The sequence below is a fragment of the Acidovorax sp. 62 genome, assembly GCF_002754495.1.
Classification (GTDB): domain Bacteria; phylum Pseudomonadota; class Gammaproteobacteria; order Burkholderiales; family Burkholderiaceae_C; genus Acidovorax.
The window spans coordinates 4,899,728-4,925,016 of sequence record NZ_PEFJ01000001.1; the positions used below are offsets into that span (position 1 = coordinate 4,899,728).

Sequence of the window (25,289 nt, forward strand, 5' to 3'; positions counted from 1 at the left end):
CCCTCTCTCTACCCAGCTGCGCACCATGTCACCGACCTCTTCCATCCCCGTACCACCGATTTCTTTGGTCGATGCACATGCGGTGGCCGATATCGTTCCCTACATGGCCCGATCTCTGCTCGGTCTGATGGAGGACCGTGGGCTGTCGCTAGAGCGGCTTTGTCGGGGGCTGGGCTTCACGCACACAGACCTGCTTGACCGCCACCTGCTGCTGTCGCACCAGCAGGTGCGCAGCCTTGTTTTGCGAGCGCAGTTGCTGACGCGTGACCCTGCGCTGGGTATTGCCAGTGGCGCACGGCAAACCCCCGTGTCGTGGGGGCTGATGGGGCTGGCCATGCTGACCTGCGAAACCTTTGGTGAGGCCATCGAATATGGCCTGAGCCAGCAGGGCGCTGGAGGTGCCATGTTGCACAACGCCTTCGAAGTGCGTGGCCGTGAAGCCCATCTGGAGGTGTTGCCACGTTTATTCGATCTGGAGATCGAGGGCTTTTTGGTCGAGGAGAACTTCGCCAGCGCCGTGGCGATTGGCCGCTGTCTGGTGGGCAGCGAGTTTGCGCCGCTGCGCGTGGATCTCGCCTTCGCCCGGCCTGCTTATGAGGAGATGTATCGGCGCTATTTTCGCTGTCCGATCCGTTTTGACGCGGGGGTCAATCGGTTGACGATCGACTCCCACTGGCTGGGCGCGCGTTTGCCGGGCTATGACCGCATCACTTGCGGGCTGGTTCGCGCCCAGCTCAACACCCTGCTGCAAAAGCCGGTAGGCCGCCACGACTTGGTTGAGTCACTGGCCAACAGGTTGCGCTTGGGGGTGGACGAGCGTGCACGCCAGACCGATCTGGCGCAGATGGTCAATGTCAGCGAGCGGACGTTGCGGCGGCGCTTGGATTCACAGTCCGTTAGCTACCGCGCGCTGCGCGACGAGACGCGTTTTGAGCGTGCACGGGACCTGCTGGTCCATACGACCTTGACCATGGCCCAGGTGGCGGACGCTGTGGGCTATTCAGATGCACGCGCATTTCGGCGTGCATTCAAGCGATGGTCTGGGCAGCTGCCTGCACAGTACCGCGCTGCTTCGCACGCGGCGCAGCCCACAGGCTTGTAGCGCCAAAGTTCATCTACGGTCTTTGGGCGGGTGGCAGGCTCTCTGCCAGCGGCAGTAGCATCCCCACGCGCAGCCCGCGCTCACGTGCGGTTTCTGCCAGGGTTTCGCCGCCGTGCCGTAACGCAATTTCTTCCACGATGGACAAGCCCAGGCCGCAGCCCCCAGGCTTGTCTGAGCCGCGCCAGAAGCGGGCGAACAGGTCGCCCATGTGCGCCTCGGGAACACCCGGCCCATCGTCCTCCACCACCAGCGCGGCCATGCCCGGCGCGGTGATGTACACCCGCACCGTGACGGTGGCGCCGCGCCCGGCGTAGTGCAGGGCGTTGTCGATCAGGTTGTTCAGCGCTTCGCGCAGCAGCAAGGGGTGGCCCTGCACGCTCAGGTGCTCCTCGCCTTCGTAGCCCAGGTCAATGCCCGCCGCCAGGGCCTTGGCGGTCCAGTCGCGGGCCACTTCGCAGGCCAGTTGGGGCAGGTTCAGGGGCTCCATGGCCACGCTGCTTTCAGAGCGGGCCAGCTGCAGCAGCTGGTGTACCAGGTGGGCGCTGCGCTCCGCCGCCGACAGCACCTTCTGCAGGCGCTCGCGCACTTCGCTCTCGTGGCTTTCATGCAGGGCCAGCTCGGTCTGGCCGATGAGGCCTGCGAGCGGCGTGCGCAGCTGGTGCGCGGCATCGTTCAAAAAACGCTTTTCCTTTTGCTGGCCGCGCGCCACGGCTTCGAGCAGGCCGTTGATGGTGCTGGCCAGCGAATAGACCTCTTGCGGGGCCGATGTCAGCTCGATCGGCGGCAAGGGATTAGCCGGGTTGTGGTTGCGCTTGCCCGCGCGTTTGATCTGCGCCTCCAGCCGCTTGAGGGGCTGCAGCCCGCGCAGCACCCCGGCATACACCAGCGCGCTCAGCACCAGGCCCATCATGCCCATGGGCAGCAGCAATTGCTCCAGCAGCTCTTGCGCGATGCGCTCGCGCACCGTCAGGCTCTGCGCCACCTGCACGCGCAGGCTTTGGCGCGTGGGGCCTGTGCCGTAGTTCACGTCCAGCAGGGCTACGCGCACCGGGCGATCGTCCACCCGGGCGTGGTAGAGAAACGGCTCGTCCACCACCACGTTCACCGGCGGTGGCGGAGGCAGCTGCGCGTTGCCCAGCAAAAACCGCCCGGGCGGGGACGACACCATGTAGGTGATGCGGTCGGCCGGGTCTTGCTCCAGGATGTCCTGCGCTGCCTTCGGAAAATCCACCAGCAGCCCATCTCCAATGGGTTTGATCTGCCGCGCCAGGGCACGCACCGACTGCGTCAGCGTCTGGTCAATGCCCTTCTCGCCGTTCTGCAGCGCAATCCGCCACGCCAAAAAACCGCCCGACAACCACAGCACCAACTGCGGCAGCAGCAGCCACAGCAGCAGCTTGCGTTGAAGCGAAACACCGGGGACTTGGCGCATGAATTACCAATACAAGTTTGTCTGATGGAAGACTTGCCGCAGATGGAGCATTCGCCCTGCGCGTGTCGCAGGGCTGTTTGCAAAAACGCGCCCCGGCTTCGACAGGCTCAGCCCGAACGGGTGGGGGCAATCTGGGGGATGCAGCCAGTCAAGTGAGTTTGCGGTGCAGCCTGTGAAACTGGCGCGGCTCCTGTGGGGGATGCCGAGCACGGGCCGCCCCGCAGCGAGGGCATCGTCCCCCTGCCCGCGTCGCTAAGCGACGCGAGAGCGGGGGGAAGGCGCGCAGCGCCTCAGGGGGGCCACTCAGCTTCACGGCTTGTTCAGCATGTACCCCAACCCCCGAATGTTGCGGATGTTGAGGCTGGATGGGTCGAGCTTTTTGCGCAGGCGGTGCACGTACACCTCCAGCGCGTTGGAGTTGAGCGGGGCGGCGGTTTGCCCCGGCTCGGGCGGGCTGGCGCGCCACACGGCGAGCACGTCTTCGCGGGTCACCACTTCGCCGCAGCGGTGCACCAGCAGCTCCAGCAGCTCCCATTCGCGCTGGGTCAGCTCCAGCGCCACGCCGTCGAGTGCGGCCATGCGGCTGTTGTGGTCCAGGTGCAGGCTGCCAATGGTGGTGCTGGGGCCGCCCTGGGCGTTGCTCGCCTGGGTGAAGGCGGGCTGGCGCGCGCGGCGCAGCATGGCCTGCAGGCGGGCCTGCAGCTCCTGCATGTTGAAGGGCTTGGTGAGGTAGTCGTCGGCCCCGGCGTTCAGGCCGCGCACGCGGTCGTCCACCCCGTCGCGGGCGGTGAGGATGAGCACGGGCAGCCCCTCGATGTGGGTGCGTGCCCAGGTGAGCAAGTCCAGCCCGTCGGCGTCGGGCAGGCCCAGGTCCAGGATGATTCCATCCACCGCCTGCTCCTGCAAAAACGCTGTGCCTTGCGCCACACTGGTCGCGGTACAGACGCTGTAATTAAGTTGCTTGAGTTGTCCGCTCAACGCGTCCAGCAGCAGGGCGTCGTCTTCGACGATCAGTATCGTGGCCATGGGTTTGAGCATAGCAAAGCCCTCGCGAGTGCCCGTGTGTCAGCTGTGTGTCACACCTCAGGGAAAGCCCTGAGAATTTCTTTAATTATTGTAATTAAAGTACGAACTGCGCTGAACGCACCAGCCCGGTCGATCAGCCCAGATGCAAACAACGAGGAGACAAGGGTTATGTGGAAGTTGACAAAAGTCGCCGCAGTCGCGGTCACCCTGGCTGCAGCCGTGGCTGCCCATGCGGGAGAGGTGGAGGTGTTGCATTACTGGACTTCGGGCGGCGAAGCCAAGTCGGCGGCCGAGCTCAAGAAGATCATGCAGGCCAAGGGCCACACATGGCGTGACTTTGCCGTGGCCGGCGGCGGCGGCGACAGCGCCATGACGGTGCTCAAGAGCCGTGTCATCTCTGGCAACCCTCCCTCTGCGGCGCAGACCAAGGGCCCCGCCATTCAGGAGTGGGCCTCTGAAGGCGTGCTGGCCAACATGGACTCGCTGGCCAAGGCCGAGAAGTGGGATGACCTGCTGCCCAAGGTCGTCGCCGACATCATGAAGTACAAGGGCGCCTATGTGGCGGCCCCGGTCAACGTGCACCGCGTCAACTGGATGTGGGGCAGCTCCGAAGCCCTGAAAAAGGCCGGTGTGGCCGCCATGCCCAAGACCTGGGACGAGTTCTTTGCTGCGGCAGACAAGCTCAAGGCCGCTGGCCTGATCCCTGTGGCACACGGCGGCCAGAACTGGCAAGACTTCACCACATTTGAATCCGTGGTGCTGGGTGTGGGTGGCGCCAAGTTCTACCAGGACGCGCTGATCAAGCTCGACGACAAGGCCCTCAACAGCGACACCATGAAGAAGTCGCTGGAGACCTTCCGCCGCATCAAGAGCTACACCGACCCTGCTGCCCCAGGCCGCGACTGGAACCTGGCCACGGCCATGCTCATCCAGGGCAAGGCGGGCTTTCAGCTGATGGGCGACTGGGCCAAGGGTGAGTTCCTGGCCGCCAACAAGCAGCCGGGCAAGGACTTCATGTGCGCTGCAGCCCCTGGCTCGGCCAATGCCTACACCTTCAATGTGGACTCGTTCATCCTGTTCAAGCTCAAGGACGCCGCCGCGCAAAAGGCGCAGAGCGATCTGGCCAGCTCCATCATGAGCCCAGAGTTCCAGGAAGTGTTCAACCTGAACAAGGGCTCCATCCCGGTGCGTGCAGGCCAGAAGATGGACAAGTTTGACGACTGCGCCAAGGCCTCGGCCAAGGACTTCACCGACACCGCCAAGTCCGGTGGTCTCGTCCCCAGCGTAGCCCACGGCATGGCCATCGCGCCCGCCACCGAAGGCGCCATCAAGGACGCTGTCAGCCAGTTCTGGAACGACGACAAGATCAGCGTCGCCGATGCCATGAAGAAGATCGCGACCGCCGCGAAAAACAAGTAAACAGGAGAACCCCAAATGAAGACAAGAAACCGCCTCACGGCGGTGGCTTTGGCCGCCGCATGCGCGAATGGTGCCTTTGCTATGGACGTAGCAGGCTTTGAGTTCACCGGTTATTCACGGGGTGGCCCCGTGTTCAACCACACCGATGGTGTCAAGGGCAACCTGGCGCTCGGTGGTGAGCTGCAAAAGTACCGTCTGGGTAACGAGGGAGACAACGGTATTGAAATCGACCTGATCAAGCGGTTCGAGGCTGCAGGCATCAAGTGGAAGGTCCACTACATGCCCGTCAAGTGGGGCAGCGGCGATGTCGGTACCGACCAGGCCTATGTGGAAATGAGCGGCTTCGACTTTGCGCCAGAGGCCAAGTTCTGGGCCGGTCAGCGCCGCCTGCGGATCCAGGACGTCCACATCGTGGACAACTTCCTGATGAACTACGGCGACAACCAGGGCGCTGGCGTGACCGACATTTCGCTGGGCGGCGCCAAGCTGGGCCTGGGCGTTTTCACCGGTGACAAGTTTGACAACAACCTGCCCACCGGCGTGAAGGCCCGCCGCCTGAACGCTGACATCTCCGAAATCAACACCAACCCTGGCGGTCAACTGCGGGTGTTGCTGACTTCGGTGAGCGGCACGGGCCAGGTCAACGGCGGTTCGGGCTCCGGTATTTCGGTGTCGCACAACCAGAAGGACTTCCTGGCGAAGGGCATGAGCAACGCCCTGTTCCTGCAAGCCTCGCGTGGCCATGCCCGCATCGATGGCGAGTTTGAATCGATCGACGGCAAATCGGCTGGCAAGCGCGTGACCCGCATCGCCGACTCCATTGGCTGGCAGTTTGGCCGCTTTGGGGGCCAGGCACTGATTGGCTACCAGACCAACAAGGCCGACATCACCGGCGTGGAGACCAAGGACTTCTCCTTGGGTGGCCGTGGTTCGTACGCGTTCACCAAGAACTTCAAGGGCTTGGCTGAGCTGTCCACCACCACACGCAAGGGCACAGGCCCTGACCAGCGCCTGAGCAAGGTCACGCTGGCCGGTGCCCTGGCACTGAATGAAGACTTCTGGTCGCGCCCTGAGCTGCGCCTGTACGTAACCAAGGCCAATTGGAACCAAGCTGCTGCGGTGGCAAACGCCTCGACGTTTGGTGCCGGTGGCAAGACTTCGCGCACTCTGGTGGGGGTGCAGTACGAGGTCTGGTGGTAAGAGAGAGAGTGAGAGCGAGTTAGTCTGAGGTAAACACTTTGTTCATTGGGGGGTGCTCTGTGCGCACCCCCCTTTTTTATGCGGAGCAAAGAGCCTCGTGTGGGGTGAATGGATCGGGTCTTTGGCCTGATCGCGTTGGACGTTGGTGTGTGCAACAGAGACATGGCTCTCGCAAAACAGAGCTCAAGCAAGCCGTTCGCTGCAAGGTGGGGCTGATGTGGCATCCCGATTTGCGTAAGTCTTTAGAGATTCGGTAGGCAATGAAGAATTCCTTTGAAACCTGGCTACCCAAGCTGGTGGTAGCGCCAGCCTTTGTGCTGGGATTCGCGTTTATTTACGGGCTCATGGTGTGGAACGGGGTGCTTAGCTTCTCGGCCTCGCGCATGCTGCCCAATTACGAATGGGTGGGCCTGGCGCAGTACGACAAGCTGTGGGCCATGGACCGTTGGTGGGTCGCGCTCAAGAACCTGGGCATTTTTGGCGTGGGCTATGTGGGGGGCTCGCTGCTCATTGGCGTGCTGCTGGCCGTGCTGCTCGATCAGAAGATCCGCGCCGAAGGCGCACTGCGCACCATCTACCTGTACCCCATGGCCCTGTCGTTTGTGGTGACGGGCACGGCCTGGAAGTGGCTGCTCAACCCCGGCATGGGCTTGGAAAAGCTGATGCGTGACTGGGGCTTCACGAACTTTGAATTTGGCTGGCTGGTCGATACCGACATGGCCATCTACTGCGTGGTCATCGCTGGCATCTGGCAAAGCGCCGGGTTTGCCATGGCGCTGTTCCTGGCCGGGCTGCGCGGCATTGACGACAGCATCATCAAGGCCGCGCAGGTCGATGGCGCCTCGCTGCCGCGCATTTATTGGCGCATCGTGCTGCCCGCGCTCAGGCCCGTGTTTTTCTCCACGCTCATGGTGCTGTCGCACCTGGCGATCAAGAGCTTTGACCTGGTGATGGCGCTGACGGCGGGCGGCCCTGGCTTTGCCACTGATGTGCCTGCCACCTTCATGTACACCATGTCGTTCTCGCGCGGGCAAATTGGCCTGGGCGCGGCCAGCGCCACCATGATGCTGGCCACCGTCGCGGCCTTGGTCATTCCTTACCTGTACAGCGAACTGCGGAGCAAACCCCATGACCGCTAATCCCTCGGTGCCTTCATCTGTTTTTCCGTCCGTGGGGCGCATGCTGGTCTATGGCGTCTTGGCCGTGGCGGTCGCGTTCTTTTTGTTGCCGATGTACGCCATGCTGGTCACATCGTTCAAAGACGCGGAAGAGATTCGATCGACCTCGCTGCTGGCCTTGCCCGGTGGCTTTAACTGGTCCGCATGGTTCACCGCCTGGTCCAGTGCCTGTACGGGGGTGGACTGCAATGGCCTGCGGCCGTTCTTCTGGAACTCGGTGTCCATGGCCGTGCCAGCCGTGATGATCTCCACCGTGTGGGGCGCGCTCAATGGCTATGTGCTGAGCCTGTGGAAGTTTCGCGGCAGCGACACGCTGTTTGGCCTGCTGCTGTTTGGCGTGTTCATGCCCTTCCAGGTGGTGCTGTTGCCCATGAGCCAGGTGCTGGGCTGGCTGGGGCTGTCCAGCTCCATCACCGGGCTGGTGCTGGTGCACTGCCTGGCGGGCCTAGCGGGCACCACGCTGTTCTTTCGCAACTACTACGCGGCCATCCCCAAAGAACTGGTGAACGCGGCGCGCATGGATGGGGCCAGCTTCTTCCAGATCTTCTGGCGCATCGTGCTGCCGCTGTCCACGCCCATCGTCATGGTCACGCTGATCTGGCAGTTCACCAACATCTGGAACGACTTCCTGTTCGGCGTGGTGTTTTCGGGCACCGACTCCAAGCCCATCACGGTGGGCCTGAACAACCTGGCCAACACCAGCAGCAGTGTGAAGGCCTACAACGTGGACATGGCCGCCGCCATCATCGCGGGCCTGCCCACGATGGTGATCTATGTGCTGGCCGGTAAGTTTTTTGTGCGCGGCCTGACGGCTGGCGCCGTCAAAGGTTAAGAGAGTAAGAAATCATGGCGTCATCCCTCGACATTGCAGGCATCAACAAGCGCTTTGGCAAAGGCGACAAAAGCGTGGAGGTGCTGCGCAAGGTGGACATTCACGTCGCGCCCGGCGAGTTCCTCATCCTGGTCGGCCCCTCGGGCTGCGGCAAGTCCACGCTGCTCAACATCATTGCGGGGCTCGATGAGCCCACCGAGGGCGAGATTCGCATCGGTGGCAAGAACGTGGTGGGCATGCCCCCGCGCGACCGCGACATCGCCATGGTGTTCCAGAGCTATGCGCTGTACCCCACGCTGAGCGTGGCCGACAACATCGGCTTTGCGCTGGAGATGCGCAAGATGCCCAAGGCCGAGCGCCAAAAGCGCATCGACGAAGTCGCGGCCATGCTGCAGATCAGCCACTTGCTGGACCGCAGGCCCAGCCAGCTCTCGGGCGGCCAGCGCCAGCGCGTGGCCATGGGGCGCGCGCTGGCGCGCCAGCCGCAGCTGTTCCTGTTCGACGAGCCGCTGTCCAACCTCGACGCCAAGCTGCGTGTGGAGATGCGCGCCGAAATCAAGCGCCTGCACCAGGCCAGCGGTATCACCAGCGTGTACGTGACACACGACCAGGTTGAGGCCATGACCCTGGGCTCGCGCATCGCGGTGATGAAGGGCGGCGTGGTGCAGCAACTGGGCACGCCCGACGAAATCTACAACCGCCCGGCCAACACCTACGTGGCCACCTTCATCGGCTCGCCCACCATGAACCTGCTGCGCGGTGCGACCACGGGCGGGCAGTTTGGCATCCAGGGTGCGGCATTGAACCTGGCGCCGCCAGCATCGAGCGCCAACGAAGTGCTGCTGGGCGTGCGCCCTGAGCACCTGGTGATGCAAGACAGCGCCCCCTGGCGTGGCAAGGTCAGCGTGGTCGAGCCCACAGGCCCCGACACCTACGTGATGGTGGACACCGCCGCAGGCAGCGTCACGCTGCGCACCGACGCCCAAACCCGTGTGCAGCCCGGTGACGCCGTGGGCCTGGCGGTAGAGCCCGCCAACGCCCACTGGTTTGACGCCAGCAGCGAAAATCGCCTGGCGTGACAGCCAGGGCCTGCCCGCAGGCATGCCCTTTGTCGTGGCAATCGTGGCATTCAATTGCTATGAAAATAATAGCTGCTAGCGATTATTGATAAAGCGCTAGAGGCCGTTTTTAATTAAAGTACCGCATGACTCCCCTGCGCCTGCTGGCCGACATCGGCGGCACCAACATCCGCCTGGCCTGGCAAGACCAGCCCGATGGCCCGCTGCACGACACCCGCGTGCTGCCCTGCGCCCAGTTCCCCACGGTGGACGCAGCCATCGCGGCCTATTTGGCCGAGGTGAACATCGCCACGCCACGTGAGGCCGCCTTTGGCATTGCCAACCCGGTCACGGGCGACGAGGTGCGCATGACCAACCACAGCTGGTGCTTCTCGCAAAGCGCGCTGAAAGCGTCGCTGGGCCTGCAGCGCCTGGTGGTCATCAACGACTTCACCGCGCTGGCACTGGCCCTGCCCACGCTGGCCCCCGCGCAACTGCGCCAGGTGGGCGGCGGTGCGGCCGTGGCGGGCAGCGCCATTGCGCTGGTGGGCCCGGGCACGGGGCTCGGGGTCTCGGGCCTGGTGTTCCCGCCGGGGGCCAGTCATGGCGTGCCGCTGTCGGGCGAGGGTGGGCATGTCACGCTGGCCGCGCAAACGCAGCGCGAGTTCGATGTGTTGGCCATCCTGCAAGAGCGCTACGGTCATGTGTCTGCCGAGCGCGCCGTGTGTGGCGCCGGGCTGGTAGACCTGTACCACGCCCTGCGCAGGCTGGCGCAGCGCGGCGGCAAAGAGATCAGCTCGGCCGCCCAGGTGACCGATCTGGCTCTGCAATCCAACGACGCCCTGGCGTTGGAGGCGCTGGACTTGTTCTGCGGCTTTCTGGGCAGCGTGGCGGGCAACCTGGCCCTCACGCTGGGGGCGCGGGGCGGCGTGTACCTGGGTGGCGGCATGGTGCCGCGCCTGGGCACATGGTTCGACCAGTCCTCCTTCCGCGCGCGGTTCGAGTCCAAGGGGCGCTTTCAGTCGTACCTGGCCGGCATTCCGTGCTGGATCATCGACCCCACGGCCACTCCCGCATTGCACGGCGCCGCGCGCGCCCTGGACATCGCGGGCTCTGAGTGAACGCCGTGGCGGGTTCATTGCCCCGCCCGTTGCAGATCGCGGGCATTCACCACGTAGCGATCATTGCGTCGGACTACGCCCGCTCCAAACACTTCTACACGCAGGTGCTGGGCCTGCCTGTGGTGCTCGAAACCTACCGTGCCGAGCGCCAGTCGCACAAGCTCGATTTGCAGCTGCCCGACGGCACGCAGCTGGAGCTTTTCTCCTTCCCCGCCCCGCCGCCGCGCCCCTCCTACCCCGAGGCCTGCGGCCTGCGCCACCTGGCCTTGCGCGTGGCCGACATGCAGGCCAGTGTGGCGCTGCTGGCCCAACACGGGGTGGTGGTAGAGCCCGTGCGGGTAGACCCGTTCACTGGCGCGCTGTTCACGTTTTTGGCAGACCCGGATGGGTTGCCGATTGAGCTGGTCGAGGGATAAAAGTAGACCGTTGTAACCGGCTAACCTTGCCCTCACAGGCCACAACGCCTATTTTGTTTCTCTCATCGCGGCCTTGGCTTCGACCGACGCCAACTGCTGGCTTTCAGAGAGGTGAAACGACACCGAGTAACCTCGTGCTGAGGTGCGTTTGAATTGAAGCCAGTAGTCGCATCGATAGAGGCGGGCATTGACCTCTTCACAGGTGGACTCCATGAATCTGCTGGTTTCCTTGATTTCTTGCAGGCTGGATCCAACAGGAATCTGCCGCAGGAAGCCAGAGACAACCTTCTCAGTGTCCACCTTGTCGAGATCTACAGATGTGGGAAAGGGAGACGGCTGTTCGGTTTCAAGCGACAGGAACCCCACAAAACCCCAGTCTGTCGGGATACATCCGCATGCAGACTTCCACCCTTCAGGGCCCGACGGCCCGAAGAAAGCGATCGCTCCGACGACTGGAATGCCCAAAAGGAAGGATAAAAGTTTGCGCTTTGCGAGCATGTCGTGATTTTGTGTGATCGGGGGATCAGTCGGCACCTTTTAGCGCTACCACCTGTCGATCACATCTCCTCGCTCCAGCAATTGCCATCGCGCGCAATCATGGCGCTGGCGGCGCGGGGGCCCCAACTGCCTGCGGCGTAGGGGCGGGGGCCTGCGGGGTCGTTCTTCCAGTACTGCAAGATGGGCTCCACCCAGCGCCAGGCTTCTTCCTGCTCGTCGCTGCGCACAAACAGGTTCAGGCGCCCGGCGATCACGTCCAGCAGCAGGCGCTCGTAGGCGCCCACGCGCTCTGCGCCAAAGCGCTGGTCAAAGTCCAGGTTCAGGTGTACTTGCGACAGGGCGGGCTCGGTCTGGTGTTGGGCCGCGCCTTGGGCCATCAGGTGCAGCTCCAGACCGTCCTTGGGTTGCAGATTGATCACCAGCCGGTTGGCCGCGCCCACGGGCGTTTTGAAGATGGGGTGCGGCACCGGGCGGAAGTTGATGACGATGTGCGCGTCGCGCCCCGCCAGCCGCTTGCCGGTGCGGATGTAGAACGGCACACCGGCCCAGCGCCAGTTCAGGATTTCGGTGCGCAGCGCCACAAAGGTTTCGGTGTTGCTGCTGGCGGGCACGCCTTTTTCTTGCGCGTAGCCCGGCACGCTCTGGCCCTGGTGCATGCCTGCGGCGTATTGCCCACGGATCACATGCTGCCCAATGGTCTCCAGCGTCCAGGGCTTGAGGGCTTGCAGCACCTTGAGCTTTTCGTCACGGATGGCTGTCGCGCCCGAGTTGATGGGCGGCTCCATGCCAATGGCGCACAGCAGTTGCAGTGCGTGGTTTTGCACCATGTCGCGCAGCGCGCCGGTCTGGTCGTAAAACGCCCCGCGCGATTCCACGCCCAGTTCTTCGGCAATGGTGATCTGGATGTTGGCAATCGTCTCGCGCCGCCACAGGGGCTCGAACAGCGCGTTGCCAAAGCGCAGTGCAAACAGGTTCTGCACCGAGGGCTTGCCCAGGTAGTGGTCGATGCGAAAGACCTGTTCTTCTTTCAGCACGCGGCGCAGCGTGTCGTTGATGGCTTGGTTGGAGGCCAGGTCGTGGCCCAGAGGCTTTTCCAGCACCACGCGGGTGGTAGGGCCGTTCAGGCCTACGGCGGCGATTTGCTCGCACACGTTGGTGAACAGGCTGGGGGCGGTGGCCACATACATCACTACGGATTCCGCACCGCGCGCCTTCAGCACCTCGGCCAGGCGCTCGTAGTCCTGGGTTATGGACAGGTCCATGCGCAGGTAATGCAACAGCGCGGCAAAGCGGGCAAACTCGTCCGGTGTGGGGCGCTTGGCCAGTTCCACCGCGTCAAAGCGCGACTGGATCAGGCTGCGGTATTGTTCGTCGCTCAGATCGTCTCGCGCCACGGCAATAATGCGCCCGCCCTCGGGCAGCGTGCCATGCCGAAATGCCTGAAACAATGCGGGCATGAGCTTGCGCCAGGCGAGGTCGCCAGTGCCGCCAAACAGGACGAGGTCAAAACTCATGGTGTCTCCGTGATGGGTGGATCGTTTTGTTGCTCGGAATTGTAATCACGTTACATCGTTTTGCACCCTCTATCTCTGGATTGCAGTCTTTTGTAACCAGAAAGAATCTCGAAAATCAGCGCTTTTTTGTGTAATCAAGTTACTATCGCGGCGCTTTTCAATCTTCAGCCGACATGACGTTCATGCCCACCCGTTGCGATCAGACTGCACCTTGGCCCCTGCTGGAGGCCCACTTCACCGCCCAGGGCCGTGCCCTGGACATGCGCCAGGCCTTTGCGGCCGATGCAGGCCGCTTTGCCCACTTCAGCCAGTCTGCGCCGCATGTGTTTGCCGATCTGTCCAAAAACCTGTGGGACCAGGGCACCGAGGCGCTGTTGCTGGATTTGGCCCGCGCCACGGGGCTGGAAGCCCACCGCGACGCCATGTTTGCAGGCCAGCCCATCAACACCACCGAACACCGCGCCGTGCTGCACACGCTGCTGCGCCGCCCAGCGGGAGTGGTGGTGCCCGGTGATGTGCCAGAAACCCCCGAGCGCCTGGCAGATGTGCACCGCACGCTGGACGCCATGCTTGCGTTTGCCGAGCAGGTGCGCAGTGATGCATCGATCACCGACGTGGTGAACATCGGCATCGGCGGATCGGACCTGGGCCCGCACATGGCGGTGCGTGCGTTGGACGAATTCCGCGCGCCCGGCAAGCGCTTTCACTTTGTATCGAACGTGGACGGGCACGAGCTGCACCACGTGCTCAAGGGCCTGCGGCCTGAGAGCACGCTGTTTCTGGTGGCTTCCAAAACCTTCACCACGGCCGAGACCATGATGAATGCGCACTCGGCGTTGGCGTGGTTTGCCGCCCAGGGCGGGCGCGATGTGGCGCGGCATTTTGTGGCGCTGTCGACCAACCTGGAAGCCACCCGCGCGCTGGGCATCACCACCACCTTTGGTTTTTGGGACTGGGTGGGCGGCCGCTACTCGCTATGGTCGGCCATTGGCTTGCCGCTGGCCATTGCGGTGGGCGCACAAGGCTTTCGCGATTTCCTGGCGGGCGGGCATGCCATGGACGAGCACTTTCGTACCGCACCGCTGGCGCGCAACCTGCCGGTGCGCTTGGGGCTGCTGGACGTTTGGTACCGCAACTTCCACGGCTTTACCAGCCGCTGCGTGGCGCCGTACCACGCGTCCATGGGGCGGTATGCGGCCTACCTGCAGCAGTTGGAGATGGAGAGCAACGGCAAGCGCGTGGCGCAAGATGGCAGCACACTGGCTTGCGCGACATCGCCCGCGATCTGGGGCGAGCCCGGCACCAACGGCCAGCATGCGTTCTTCCAGATGTTGCACCAGGGCACCGATGTGCTGCCCCTGGAAATCGTGGCCGTGCGCAAAGCCTCGCACCCGTTGCCCGGCCACCAGAAAAAGGTGCTGGCCAATGCCCTGGCCCAAACGCAGGCGCTGATGGTGGGCAAGGCCAGCGACGATGGCCAGCGCCACTTTCCGGGCAACCGGCCTAGCACGCTGATGCTGCTCGAATCGCTCAACCCCGCCTCGTTGGGCGCGCTGATCGCTTTGCAAGAGCACCGCGTGTTTGTGAGCGGTAGCCTGTGGGGCATCAACAGCTTTGACCAGTGGGGCGTAGAGCTGGGCAAGGTGCTGGCCAAAGACCTGGAGACGCGCCTGGACAGCGGCGATGCGACGGGGCTCGACAGCTCCACCGCTGGCTGGCTGGGCCTGCTGCGCAGCAGCGACTGAGCCAGGCGCAGCCAGCATGACAACGACGGGGCAGCGCAGGCGGTAGACCCCGCGCCCCACCGCCAGAGCCCGCCGGGCTTCTGGCCGACGGCAGATGAAGCAGGAGACACACACCATGGCCATGCCACCCCAGCTGGACTTCCGGTCCAGTGCATTTCTGAGCGCCCACCTTCGCGACACCATGGCGTTCTACAACCCCGTGGCCACCGACCCCACGGGTGGCCAGTTTCATTTCTTCCTGGACGACGGCACGGTCTACAACACCCGCACCCGCCACCTCGTCAGCGCCACCCGCTTTGTGGTCACACACGCCATGCTCTACCGCACCACGGGCGAGGCGCGCTACCAGGCGGGCATGCGGCATGCACTGCAGTTTCTGCGCAGTGCGTTTCTCGACCCCGTTGATCGTGCGATGGGCGGCTACGCCTGGCTGATCGATTGGCAGGGCGGCCGCGCCACCGTGCAAGACGCCACGCGCCACTGCTACGGCATGGCCTTTGTGATGCTGGCCTACGCCCGCGCCTTTGAGGCCGGAGTGCCCGAAGCCCGCGAATGGCTCGCCCAGGCCTTTGACACTGCCGAACAACATTTCTGGCAACCCGCCGCAGGCCTGTATGCCGACGAGGCCAGCCCCGATTGGCAACTGACCAGCTACCGGGGCCAGAACGCCAACATGCACGCCTGCGAGGCCATGATCTCCGCTTTCCGCGCCACGGGCGAGCGCCGCTACATCGAGCGTGCCGAGCAGCTCGCACAAGGCATCTGCCAGCGGCAGGCCGCGTTGTCCACCGCCGCACACGCCCCCGCTGCCGAGGGCTGGGTGTGGGAGCACTACCACGCCGACTGGTCTGTGGACTGGGACTACAACCGCCACGACCGCAGCAACATCTTCCGCCCCTGGGGCTACCAGATCGGCCACCAGACCGAATGGGCCAAGCTGCTGCTGCAGCTCGACGCCCTGCTACCCGCCGACTGGCACCTGCCCTGTGCACAGCGCCTGTTCGGTGCCGCCGTAGAACGCGGCTGGGATGCCGAACACGGCGGCCTGTACTACGGCATGGCGCCCGACGGCAGCATCTGCGACGACGGCAAATACCACTGGGTGCAGGCCGAAAGCCTGGCCGCCGCTGCGGTGCTGGCCGTTCGTACGGGCGATGATCGGTATTGGCAGTGGTACGACCGCATCTGGGCCTACTGCTGGGAGCATTTTGTGGACCACGAGCACGGCGCGTGGTTTCGCATCCTGCACCGCGACAACCGCAACACCACCCGCGAGAAGAGCAATGCGGGGAAGGTGGACTATCACAACATGGGGGCGTGTTATGACGTGTTGAAGGCGCTTGAGGACTTCCCTGTTAGCTGCTCGATCTGCTGAGTGGGCGAAGAGGTTCCCCAGTAGCTATTTAGATCGATGGCTTGTTCCATGCGTCCGACACCACAATGGCGAGTCGTTCAAGGCTTCCTGCTTCAAGCTCCAACGCCCCCGAGACTTGCCACTCAAATCCCGTATACGGCTGTGAAAGTGTGAATTTCATAGTTATGTGTCCCGTGCCGTCTGATGTCGCTGTGAGCGTAACTTCTCCTTCCAACGTACCCCAAGATTTTTCGCCTTGCCAGCCGCGCCAGTTAGCGGCCAGGTCACGGAAAAAATCGCCGAGATTTTGGGTCATGTAGGTTGACGCACTGACCTCTGCAAACCAGTGGCCCAACGTTGCCGTAGCGACAAACGTTTCTGTGTCTGGTCCTCCATACTCAGGGCGGAACCCGGAGAGTGTCAGGGACGCACCATCATGCACTGAGTGGATCGTGATTTTTCGTGGTGTATCCATTTGATCTTTGTTCCATTGACTAGGTTGGTATTTCGCGTCCGGTCATTTCCTAAAAAAGTTCGTAGGTAGTCCCGCCACCTCCATCCGAAAGCTGAACAGCGACCCTGCCGGAACCTCTGCCTCCTGCTCCTCTATTGGCCTCCCCGCCCGCGCCGACGTAATGAACAACGTCCGCAAATCCTCCCCCCCAAAACACACCATGGTCGGGCACTGCACTGGCACTGCAATGCGCTGCAGCACCTCACCGACAGGCGATAACTGCAACACACAAGCGCCTTCGTACATCGCCACCCAGTAGTTGCCTTCCACATCCACCGCCGCGCCATCGGGCCTGCCGCCGTAAGGCTGGCCTTCCACCTTGCGGTCGAACTGCACCCAGGGGTGGCGGTGGGTGATTGCGCCCGTGGCCACGTCAAAGTCAAACTGGTCAATCCGGTGCTCTGGCGTGTTGGACCAGTACATCGTGCGGTTGTCGGGGCTGAAGGCCAGGCCATTGGCCGTGAAGTTGTCGCCCGCCATGTGGCGCACGCTGTAGCCCGTGGTGCTGCTGGCATCGGCTTGCAGGCACCACAGCGCGGCATGGGGTGCCGTGCGGGGCGTGATGACCGAGCCCGCCCAGAACCGGCCTGCTGTGTCGCAGCGGCCGTCGTTCAGGCGCAGCACAGCGGTGTCGTGCTGCTCGGGCGGCAGCAGGGCCAGGCAGGTGAGGGCGGTGGGATCTGCGCTGTCCTTCGCGGTATCCAGAAGATAGAAACCGTTTCGTAACCCGATTACCAATCGCCCATCCGCCGCTGGCGCGCAGCAGCCGGGCTCGCTGGGCAAACCCCATTGCCGGTGTTGGCCGGTGCGGGGGCTCCACGCATGGACTGCAAAGCCCTGGATGTCGCACCAGTAGAGCTGCTGTTCCTCAGGGTGCCAGAAGGGGGACTCGCCCAGTTCGGACGGCGGCAGGGGCAGGGTTTGCAGGGACATGGGTTGAAGCGGGGTTGTTATCGAGTTACATTCTAGGGCCTCAGATACTGAGTCCCGGCACCCTGCACGGGGCCGAGCCACCCACCGATGGAGACTTCCATGCACCCAGTTGTAGCGCGCGTGACCGAGCGCATTGTCCAGCGCAGCGCAGACACCCGCAGCGCCTACCTCGCAGGCGTTGACGCCATGATCGCCCGCAAGCCCGCGCAAGACCGCATGGGCTGCGCCAACCTGGCCCATGCCTACGCGGCGCTGCCGGGCTCGGACAAGTTCAAGGTCACCGTCGAGAAGGCCCCCAACATCGGTGTTGTGACGGCCTACAACGACATGCTCTCGGCCCATCAGCCGTACCAGAGTTACCCTGCCGTTTTGCGCGACGAGGCTGCCCAGCATGGCGCCACGGTGCAAGTGGCCGGTGGCGTGCCCGCCATGTGCGACGGCGTCACGCAGGGCACGCCCGGCATGGAGCTGTCGCTGTTCTCCCGCGATGCCATTGCCATGGCCACTGCGGTAGCGCTGTCCCACGATGTGTTCGATGGCGCGCTGCTGCTGGGCGTGTGCGACAAGATCGTGCCCGGATTGCTCATCGGCGCACTGCACTACGGCCACCTGCCCTGCGTGTTTGTGCCTGCAGGCCCCATGGGCACAGGTCTGTCGAACAAGGACAAATCCAAGGTTCGCGAGCAGTACGCGCAAGGCCTGGTGGGGCGTGACGAACTGCTCAAGGCCGAGTCCGCCGCGTACCACAGCCCTGGCACCTGCACGTTTTACGGCACGGCCAACAGCAACCAGATGCTGCTCGAAGCCATGGGCTTGCATGTGCCCGGCGCGGCGTTTGAAGCGCCCGGCACCGAGGCGCGCGAGGCATTCACCCGCCAGGCGGTGCGCACCGTGCTCGACATTGGCAAGCGCGGCAACCGCTTCACGCCCATCGGCAAGCTGGTGGACGAGCGCTGCATCGTCAACGCCATGGTGGCCTTGTTGGCCACGGGTGGCTCTACCAACCACCTGATCCATTGGGTGGCGATTGCGCGCAGTGCGGGCATCCTGATCGACTGGACGGACTTTGACGAACTCTCGTCCGCCGTGCCGCTGCTGGCCCGTGTGTACCCCAACGGCGATGCCGATGTGAACCAGTTCCAGGCGGCAGGCGGCCCGGCGTGGATCCTGCGCGAGCTGCTGGCGGGCGGCTACATGCACGCCTACGTGATGAGTGTGAACGCCGGTGGGATTGCCGCAGGCGGGCAGGGAGCACCAGCGGTGTCGGGCGACGAAACCGTGTTGCGCCCCGCGGCCAAGCCGTTCTCTGCAACTGGCGGCCTGCGTCTGCTGCAAGGCCGCCTGGGTCGCGCGGTGATCAAGGTGTCGGCCGTGCCGGAAGACCGCCACATCATCGAAGCGCCTGCGCGTGTGTTCGATTCGCAAGAGGCCTTGCTGGCCGCCTTCAGCGCGGGCGAGGTGCAGCAGGACATGGTGGCGGTGGTGCGCTTTCAGGGCCCGCAGGCCAATGGCATGCCAGAGCTGCACAAGCTCACGCCCCCGCTGGCCGTGCTGCAAAACCAGGGCTTCAAGGTGGCGCTGGTGACCGATGGCCGCATGAGCGGCGCATCGGGCAAGGTGCCTGCCGCCATCCACGTCACGCCCGAGGCGCTGGCCGGTGGCCCGCTGGCGAAGGTGCGCGATGGCGACATCGTGCGGGTCGATGCGGTGGCGGGTACTCTCGATGTGCTGGTCGATGACGCCACCTGGACGGAACGCACCCCCGCGCCCTACAACGCCCCGTCGCAAACCGGCTTTGGCCGCGAACTCTTCACCAACTTTCGCCGCCATGCTGGCGGCGCCGAACAAGGAGCCTGCACATGGCTGTAGCAGGACGCACCCGGTGGCCTGGCGAAGCCAGTTCCACGGGTGCACTGGCATCGCGTCACGCCAGTTTTGTAGGCCGCTTGCGGCATCCGACACCGAAAACACCAAGGAGCACAAACTCATGAACCCTCTTGAAATCGCCAGCCATGGCCCCGTCATTCCGGTCATCGTGATCGACCGCGTGGAAGACGCACTGCCCCTGGCCGAGGCCCTGCTGGCTGGTGGCGTGAAGGTGCTGGAGGTGACGCTGCGCACCGCTGCCGCGCTGCCTGCCATTGAAGCCATCGCCCGCCAGTTGCCCGAAGCCGTGGTGGGCGTAGGCACGGTGCTCAATGCCGACGACGCCCGCCGCGCTAGCGAGGCGGGTGCGCGTTTTGCGGTGAGCCCTGGCTACACGTCTGAAGTGGGCAGTGCCTGCAAGGGCCTGAACCTGCCGCTGCTGCCCGGCGTGGCCACGTCGAGCGAGATCATGGCGGCGCTGGCCGATGGGTTCTCGTTCCTCAAGCTCTTCCCGGCCGAGGCGGTGGGCGGCATCCCGCTGCTCAAGTCCTGGGCCAGCCCGTTTGGCCAAGTCAGCTTCTGCCCCACGGGCGGCATCAGCCAGGCCACGGCGCCCAACTACCTGGCGCTGCCCAATGTGCGTTGTGTTGGGGGCTCGTGGTTGACGCCCTCCGACGCCGTGCGCGCGGGCGACTGGGCTCGCATCACCCAGCTGGCGCGGGATACCCACGCGCTGCGCTCGGGCCACTGACCTGTGGTTCAGCCAACGCCTTGGCATCGCGATTGCCACGGCGTTGGCGTATCGCCTACCACCCGACCTCCACGCGCAGGCCGCCCAGCGTGGGGCTGGTGCCGGTGTTCACGCTCAGGTGGTGCAGGCGCGCAATGCGCTGCACGATGGACCATCCCAGGCCACTGCCGCTTTGGCCCGTGCCCAGCACGCGGAAGAACCTTTCGCCCAGGCGTGCCTGTTCTTGCGGCGTCAGCCCAGGGCCGCTGTCTTCCACCACCAAGCACCCATGCCCACCCCCATTGCCCGGTGCGGTGATGTGCAGGTGCACCTCGGCTCCTGACGGGCTGTAGCGCAAGGCGTTGTCCAGCAGGTTGCGCAGCAGCACGCGCGCCAGCGCCTCGGGCAGTGGGACAGGCAATCCGGGCGCCAGGGGCTCGTGCAGCACGATGCGTTGCTGTCGGCGGTTGGCGGTGGTTTGCAGATCGGCGGCCACCTGGCGTGCTGCATCGGCCAGTGGGGTGCTGTGGCCGGTGTCTCCATCGCCGCTGCTGGTCGAGGTGGATTCGGCATCCAGCCGGGCCAATTGCAGCAGTTGTTCCACCAGCCGGGTGGCGCGGTCGCAGCCTTGCACGGTGGCTTCCAGGGCCTGCGTGCGCTCTTGGGCGTCGGTGGCACCCTGGGCCACTTGCGCCTGCATGCGAATCCCGGCAATGGGCGTGCGCAGTTCGTGGGCGGCATCGGCGGTGAATTGCTGCTCGGTGGCCAGCAGCCGGGCCGTGCGTTCAAACAGATCGTTCAGTGCCGTCACCAGCGGCAGCACCTCGGGCGGCACGCCTTGTGTGGGCAGCGGCGCCAGCGATTGCGGGCGCCGCGCCGCCACGGCCTGCCCCAGGCGCCCCAGAGGCCGCACCGATCCACGCACCACCCACCAGATGCCCAGGGCCAGCAAGGGCAGGGCCCAGGCCAGGGGCTTGAGGATGCTGGTCAGGCTGGCCAGCACGATCTCGTCGCGCACCGATTGCCTCTCGCCCACCAGGATGCGCACATCGCGCTCGCGCCCCGGGGTGACGAATACGCGCCAGGCTTTGCCTTCGACCTCGCTGTCGGCAAAGCCGCGCTTGCGCCGCTGGGCTAGTGGTTGCTGCGGCGCGCTGGCGGAGCGGGCCAGCAACTGGTCCTCGTGCCACAGCTGGAACACCACATGCGGCTGGTGGCGGTCCAGGTCGGGGGCCTCGTTCAGTTGTTTTTCATCGAGCTCGTCCAGCGGCTGCAGGCGCAGCAGGGCGGCGGTTTGCGCCAGGTGGGCGTCGAGCAGCTCGTTTACTTCGTGGCGGGTTTCGCGCCACGCCAGGGCAGCCGCCAGGCTCCATACCACCAGCACCAAGGCCAGCACGGTCGTCAGCAAGCGCGTTTGCAGCGAGCGCGGGGCCCGGGGCTGGGTGGCGTGGTTCACACGGGCTCTCGCTGGATGCAGTAGCCCACGCCGCGCACGGTCTCGATCAGCGCAGCACCCAGCTTGCGCCGCAGGTGGTAGATGTGCACTTCCACCGCATTGCTGTTGATCTCGCTGCCCCATTGGTACAGGCGCTGCTCCAGTTGGTCGCGGCTGAGCACGCGGCCCGCGTTCAGCAGCAGCGCGTGCAGCAGGTCGTACTCGCGGCCCGACAGTTCCACGGGCTGCCCGTGGGCCAGCACCCGGTGGGCGGCGGGGTCTAGCACCACATGGCCTGCTGTCAGGCAGGCATCGGTTTGGCCATGGGCGCGCCGCACCAGGGCGCGCAGGCGTGCGGCCAGCTCGTGCAGGTCAATAGGTTTAATGAGGTAGTCGTCGGCCCCGGCATCCAGCCCGGCAATGCGGGCGGGCACGGCATCGCGCGCGGTGAGCACCAGCACAGGGGTGGCGTTGCGGCGCGCGCGCACCTGGCGCAGCACCTCCATGCCGTCTTGCCGGGGCAGGCCCAGGTCCAGCACGGCGGCTTGGTAGGCACCAGTGGCCAGCTCGCGCTCGGCCGCTACGCCGTCGCGCACCCAGTCCACCTGAAACCCGTGCTGCGCCAGGCCCGCGCGGATGCCCGAGCCCAGCAGTTCATCGTCTTCCGCCAGCAGGATGCGCATGGGGCGTTCTTTCCTTCAGTCGTCGTGCTTTTGGCTGTGCCTGATGTCGTATCTACTGGGCGCATTTTCGCTCTGATGTGCGGGGGGCGCTGCATTCCATTGCCATGCCCAAAATGCCAGCACGCAGGCCAATACCAGTGCCGCCAGCGCGGCATAGTTGCGAGGGGCCAGATCAGGCCCTGGGCCCGGCACACGGCCTGTCAGCATGGGCAGGGCCTGGTTTTTGCGGCGCAACACGCTCAGCAAGGCCAGCAGGCTGATGTGGGCCAGCACCACGCACAGCAAGGTGTTGCCGAAGAACTCGTGCACATCTTCCAGCCATTCGCCACCCCAGTCGTCCCACACCGCGTAGCCGCTGAGGGTGAGCGGCACCACCAGCGCCAGGATGAGCGCAATGGCCAGCGCCATCAGCAGGTTTTGGCCAGTCCGCCAGGTGGCGTGCAGGGCCGCTGGCGAGCGCACGGCGGCCAAGGTCTTGCCCCAGGCGGGCAGCCCCTGCAGCTTGCGCCACAGCACAGACAAGCGCACCGGGCGCGGCCCGAACACGCCCCACAGCAGGCGCGCCACCACCAAGCCTGCCAGGGTGTAGCCCAGGGTGACGTGCACCAGCCGCCAGCGCTCGCCGTCGGCCGTGAGGTAGGCCCCGGTGAAGCACAGGGCCATCAGCCAGTGCAGCATGCGCGTGGTGGCATCGACCACCCGGCGCGTGGGGGTGGTGGTGCGTGTGTTTGGCGACGCGGAGGGGCTCGAAGCAGGAGGTGCGGTGCGAGAGGTCATGGCAAGGCTCACTGGGGGATGCGAACACGGTCGTCGTCAAAGTCGCCTTGGTCGGCGCGGGTGTGGCAGGCCATGCAGTTGGCGCGGCTGCCCACGGCGGCGCGCTGCCAGGTGGCGGGCGCCACGGTGCGGTGCTTGCGTTCGAACCAGGCGGATTGGGTGATGCGGTCTTGTGGGGGCTCCTCACGCACGCGCTTGTAGGTGCCTGCATGGGCTTCCAGCCACACGCCGATCTGGCGCACCAGAGCGGGGTCAAGCGATGCATCGGTGCCGTAGTGCTGCGGCAGCCCTTTCATCATGCGGGCCCAAGAGGCGGCAGGCAGCATGCCCGGTGGGTAGGCCATGTGGCAGGCGGCGCACTCTTGCTGGTAGGCCGGCAGCATGGCCGTGGCGGGCATCTCGCGGCGGTCGGCCCAGGCGGCGGGAAGGGCGCATGCCAGGGCCAGCAGCGCGGCCCGTTGGCACACACGGCGCACCCAGGCGGACGGCGTTCTTTGGGATGGGTGAAGGTGCTGGATCATGGTTTGCTCTGGACGGGGCGGGTGGGAGTGCGCGCGTCCAGCTGCAGCAGCCAGGCCAGCAGGTCGGCCTTTTCGGTGGCGGTGCATTCGCGGCTGAGCACGTCGTTGCAATTGCGCTTGAACCATTTGTCCACCTTGGCGGTGTTGGTGAAGCGCTCGGGGTTGAACGCGGGGGCCAGTGGTGCAATGGCCTTGCCCGTGCTGGCGTGGCGCGCAGGCGCCGTGGGCGGGTTGCCGTGGCACGACGCGCAAGACCATTCGCCGCCCTGGCGGTTGACGAACAGCAGCCGCCCGCGCTCGGCATTCACCGGCTGGCCAGAGGCATCGCTCCACCGCTGCATTTGCAACGCCGCCGTGGTGTCGCCCGCATGGGCTGGCGCCAGCACCAAGGCCAGCGCCAGCCAAGCTGCTGACCGAAAAGCATGGGGTGTAAGTGGGGTGTTCATGCCCACGATGGTGCTCACCGGGCATGAAGGATGGCTTAACGAGGGCGGTGCTTGCCACTGCTGCCTTCGGTGCTGTGGGTCTAGGGTATTTAATGAAAATGCCCGCTAGCGCTTTCAGAATAAGCGCTAGATGCTATAGAAATAATAGTAAATGGTGCGTATTCCCAGGGCAATCGCATCTAAATAGATGCAGCTATTTGCGGCGAAACTGCAGCGTGTGATCACTCAACCAACGCTCCCGTGACCCTGCTGCAGCACCTGCAAGTCATCCCCGACCCGCGCCTAGAGCGCACGCGTCGCCATGAACTCCAATCCATCCTGGCCATAGCGCTGTGCGCAACCATCGCAGGCGCAGACAACTGGGTGGAAGTAGCCGAGTTCGGCGAGTTGCTCCACGACTGGTTCATTCGTTTCGTTCCGCTGCCCTCAGGCATTGCCTCGCACGACACCTTCGCGCGAGTGTTTCGCCTGCTTGACGCCAAGCAACTGGAGCTGGCCTGCCAACAGTGGCTGGCCCAAGTGGCGGGCCGGGTATACGGCACAGTGGCGATTGACGGTAAAAGCGTGCGCGGCAGCAGCAAAGGGGACGCTCGCAGGCCACTGCACATGGTCAGCGCCTGGGCTGCAGACATGGGATTGCTACTGGGCCAGTGCAAGGTTGACGGCAAGAGCAACGAGATCACCGCCATCCCCGAGTTGCTCAGGCTGCTGCACCTCAAAGGCTGCATCGTCACCATCGATGCCATCGGCTGCCAAAAGAGCATCGCCCAGCAGCTTCACGAGCATGGTGCGGCTTATGTTCTGTCCCTCAAAGGCAACCAGCGGCACATGCACGCAGTGGTTCAAAAGCACTTTGAAGTGCAGGCGAGCCAAGAGCCGCCCGATGAGAACACCTACACCGAGCGCTCAAGCGGCCATGGGCGCCAGGAGCTGCGCAGCTACCGGCTCAGCCCCGTGCCCGAGGCATTGCAGCGAGCGGCAGTGCACTGGCCGGGGCTGGCCAGCGTGGTGCAAGTCACGCGCCAGCGCCAACAAACGGGAGGCGAGGCTAGCGAAGAAGTCAGCTACTACCTGAGCAGCTTGCCAGTGCACACGCCTGCACGGGTGCTGGCGCACAGTATCCGTTCGCACTGGGCGGTGGAGAACCAGTTGCACTGGAGTCTGGATGTGGCGATGCGCGAGGATGCGGCGCAGTCCTATAAAGACCAGGGACCGCACAACCAGACGCTGCTGCGGCGCATGGCGCTGCAGTTGCTCAAGAGTGACACGTCGGTGAAGGTGGGTGTGCAGGCAAAGCGCAAGCGCGCTGGCTGGGATGTGGGCTATCTGGCACATGTCCTGGGCATCAGGGTTTAGATGCGATTGCCCTGTGCGTATTCCCAGTCAGCCATAGACCCGTGTGCGGGACGCGGGGGGCTTCAGAAACGCAAAAGCCCGCAGGCCTTGCGGGCTGCGGGCGTGGGACCGTGCCGATAGGGGCAGTGGGGCT

The 25,289-nt window shown here is 64.7% G+C and carries 24 protein-coding genes; 13 read left to right on the forward strand and 11 right to left on the reverse strand.

The genetic code is table 11. The annotated features are described in order from the left end of the window. The first annotated feature begins 25 nt into the window (after positions 1 to 25). Complete coding sequence (locus CLU86_RS22005; protein WP_099743120.1) at positions 26 to 1,102, forward strand: AraC family transcriptional regulator; 1,077 nt, start codon at positions 26 to 28, stop codon at positions 1,100 to 1,102. 13 nt (positions 1,103 to 1,115) lie between these two features. Here CLU86_RS22005 and CLU86_RS22010 read toward each other — a convergent pair whose 3' ends face one another. Both CLU86_RS22010 and CLU86_RS22015 read right to left on the reverse strand, forming a co-directional pair. After that, positions 1,116 to 2,534 carry a sensor histidine kinase gene (locus CLU86_RS22010; protein ID WP_099743121.1) on the reverse strand — a complete coding sequence of 473 codons (1,419 nt, stop codon included), beginning with the start codon at positions 2,532 to 2,534 and terminating at the stop codon, positions 1,116 to 1,118. Positions 2,535 to 2,843: 309 nt separating this feature from the next. Next, on the reverse strand, positions 2,844 to 3,560 hold the full coding sequence (locus tag CLU86_RS22015) for a response regulator transcription factor (protein ID WP_099743769.1): 717 nt from the start codon (positions 3,558 to 3,560) through the stop codon (positions 2,844 to 2,846). Between the two features lie 168 nt (positions 3,561 to 3,728). On the opposite strand from CLU86_RS22015, the gene CLU86_RS22020 reads away from it, so the two are divergent. The 7 genes from CLU86_RS22020 (at position 3,729) to CLU86_RS22050 (ending at position 10,784) form a co-directional block, all read left to right on the forward strand. Continuing rightward, positions 3,729 to 4,979, forward strand: coding sequence for an ABC transporter substrate-binding protein (locus tag CLU86_RS22020; RefSeq protein WP_099657956.1), 1,251 nt, complete (start codon positions 3,729 to 3,731; stop codon positions 4,977 to 4,979). Positions 4,980 to 5,060: 81 nt separating this feature from the next. Beyond that, the gene (locus CLU86_RS22025) at positions 5,061 to 6,179 is read left to right on the forward strand and encodes a carbohydrate porin (RefSeq protein WP_099657957.1); all 1,119 of its coding nucleotides are present in this window, start codon (positions 5,061 to 5,063) and stop codon (positions 6,177 to 6,179) included. Positions 6,180 to 6,439: 260 nt separating this feature from the next. After that, positions 6,440 to 7,318 carry a carbohydrate ABC transporter permease gene (locus CLU86_RS22030; protein ID WP_099657958.1) on the forward strand — a complete coding sequence of 293 codons (879 nt, stop codon included), beginning with the start codon at positions 6,440 to 6,442 and terminating at the stop codon, positions 7,316 to 7,318. Continuing rightward, a complete protein-coding gene (locus CLU86_RS22035; protein WP_099743122.1) occupies positions 7,308 to 8,189 on the forward strand; it encodes a carbohydrate ABC transporter permease in 882 nt (293 codons plus the stop codon). Before CLU86_RS22030 ends, CLU86_RS22035 begins: the two co-directional genes overlap by 11 nt. Before the next feature lie 14 nt (positions 8,190 to 8,203). Further along, complete coding sequence (locus CLU86_RS22040; protein WP_099743123.1) at positions 8,204 to 9,268, forward strand: ABC transporter ATP-binding protein; 1,065 nt, start codon at positions 8,204 to 8,206, stop codon at positions 9,266 to 9,268. A gap of 125 nt (positions 9,269 to 9,393) precedes the next feature. After that, positions 9,394 to 10,368 carry a glucokinase gene (locus CLU86_RS22045; protein ID WP_099743124.1) on the forward strand — a complete coding sequence of 325 codons (975 nt, stop codon included), beginning with the start codon at positions 9,394 to 9,396 and terminating at the stop codon, positions 10,366 to 10,368. A 5-nt stretch (positions 10,369 to 10,373) separates the two neighbouring features. Continuing rightward, positions 10,374 to 10,784: a VOC family protein gene (locus CLU86_RS22050; RefSeq protein ID WP_233195167.1), complete on the forward strand. Its 411-nt coding sequence runs from the start codon at positions 10,374 to 10,376 to the stop codon at positions 10,782 to 10,784. 48 nt (positions 10,785 to 10,832) lie between these two features. On the opposite strand, the gene CLU86_RS22055 is transcribed toward CLU86_RS22050, so the two are convergent. After that, positions 10,833 to 11,282 carry a hypothetical protein gene (locus tag CLU86_RS22055; RefSeq protein ID WP_143226766.1) on the reverse strand — a complete coding sequence of 150 codons (450 nt, stop codon included), beginning with the start codon at positions 11,280 to 11,282 and terminating at the stop codon, positions 10,833 to 10,835. Between the two features lie 59 nt (positions 11,283 to 11,341). Continuing rightward, a complete protein-coding gene (gene zwf / locus CLU86_RS22060) occupies positions 11,342 to 12,796 on the reverse strand; it encodes a glucose-6-phosphate dehydrogenase (RefSeq protein ID WP_099743127.1) in 1,455 nt (484 codons plus the stop codon). A gap of 182 nt (positions 12,797 to 12,978) precedes the next feature. Here zwf and pgi point away from each other — a divergent pair, with 182 nt between their 5' ends. Next, positions 12,979 to 14,541, forward strand: a complete 1,563-nt coding sequence (pgi, locus tag CLU86_RS22065; RefSeq protein ID WP_099743770.1) for a glucose-6-phosphate isomerase — start codon at positions 12,979 to 12,981, stop codon at positions 14,539 to 14,541. Positions 14,542 to 14,656: 115 nt separating this feature from the next. Then, complete coding sequence (locus CLU86_RS22070; RefSeq protein ID WP_099743771.1) at positions 14,657 to 15,916, forward strand: AGE family epimerase/isomerase; 1,260 nt, start codon at positions 14,657 to 14,659, stop codon at positions 15,914 to 15,916. Positions 15,917 to 15,944: 28 nt separating this feature from the next. On the opposite strand, the gene CLU86_RS23195 is transcribed toward CLU86_RS22070, so the two are convergent. Together CLU86_RS23195 and CLU86_RS22075 are read right to left on the reverse strand one after the other, a co-directional pair. Then, entirely contained in the window at positions 15,945 to 16,370 is a 426-nt protein-coding gene (locus CLU86_RS23195; protein ID WP_233195168.1) for a DUF6228 family protein, read from the reverse strand. A 42-nt stretch (positions 16,371 to 16,412) separates the two neighbouring features. Continuing rightward, a complete protein-coding gene (locus CLU86_RS22075; RefSeq protein WP_099743128.1) occupies positions 16,413 to 17,342 on the reverse strand; it encodes an SMP-30/gluconolactonase/LRE family protein in 930 nt (309 codons plus the stop codon). 99 nt (positions 17,343 to 17,441) lie between these two features. Here CLU86_RS22075 and edd point away from each other — a divergent pair, with 99 nt between their 5' ends. Together edd and eda are read left to right on the forward strand one after the other, a co-directional pair. Next, positions 17,442 to 19,211 (forward strand): phosphogluconate dehydratase, encoded by a 1,770-nt coding sequence (gene edd / locus CLU86_RS22080; protein ID WP_099743129.1) that lies wholly within the window; start codon positions 17,442 to 17,444, stop codon positions 19,209 to 19,211. A 118-nt stretch (positions 19,212 to 19,329) separates the two neighbouring features. Next, positions 19,330 to 19,959, forward strand: a complete 630-nt coding sequence (gene eda, locus CLU86_RS22085; protein ID WP_099743130.1) for a bifunctional 4-hydroxy-2-oxoglutarate aldolase/2-dehydro-3-deoxy-phosphogluconate aldolase — start codon at positions 19,330 to 19,332, stop codon at positions 19,957 to 19,959. Between the two features lie 55 nt (positions 19,960 to 20,014). Here eda and CLU86_RS22090 read toward each other — a convergent pair whose 3' ends face one another. The 5 genes from CLU86_RS22090 to CLU86_RS22110 are packed head-to-tail and all read right to left on the reverse strand — an operon-like array spanning position 20,015 to position 23,800. Further along, on the reverse strand, positions 20,015 to 21,394 hold the full coding sequence (locus CLU86_RS22090; protein ID WP_099743131.1) for an ATP-binding protein: 1,380 nt from the start codon (positions 21,392 to 21,394) through the stop codon (positions 20,015 to 20,017). Continuing rightward, positions 21,391 to 22,056, reverse strand: a complete 666-nt coding sequence (locus tag CLU86_RS22095) for a response regulator transcription factor (protein ID WP_099743132.1) — start codon at positions 22,054 to 22,056, stop codon at positions 21,391 to 21,393. The genes CLU86_RS22090 and CLU86_RS22095 overlap by 4 nt, the downstream gene beginning before the upstream one ends. A 15-nt stretch (positions 22,057 to 22,071) precedes the next feature. After that, positions 22,072 to 22,833 carry a cytochrome b/b6 domain-containing protein gene (locus tag CLU86_RS22100; protein ID WP_099743772.1) on the reverse strand — a complete coding sequence of 254 codons (762 nt, stop codon included), beginning with the start codon at positions 22,831 to 22,833 and terminating at the stop codon, positions 22,072 to 22,074. A gap of 8 nt (positions 22,834 to 22,841) precedes the next feature. Further along, entirely contained in the window at positions 22,842 to 23,354 is a 513-nt protein-coding gene (locus CLU86_RS22105; protein WP_199175164.1) for a diheme cytochrome c, read from the reverse strand. After that, positions 23,351 to 23,800 (reverse strand): DUF1924 domain-containing protein, encoded by a 450-nt coding sequence (locus CLU86_RS22110; protein ID WP_099743774.1) that lies wholly within the window; start codon positions 23,798 to 23,800, stop codon positions 23,351 to 23,353. Before CLU86_RS22110 ends, CLU86_RS22105 begins: the two co-directional genes overlap by 4 nt. A gap of 240 nt (positions 23,801 to 24,040) precedes the next feature. Between CLU86_RS22110 and CLU86_RS22115 the strand changes: the two genes are divergently transcribed. Continuing rightward, a complete protein-coding gene (locus tag CLU86_RS22115; protein ID WP_099743133.1) occupies positions 24,041 to 25,156 on the forward strand; it encodes an ISAs1 family transposase in 1,116 nt (371 codons plus the stop codon). Positions 25,157 to 25,289 lie beyond the last annotated feature (133 nt).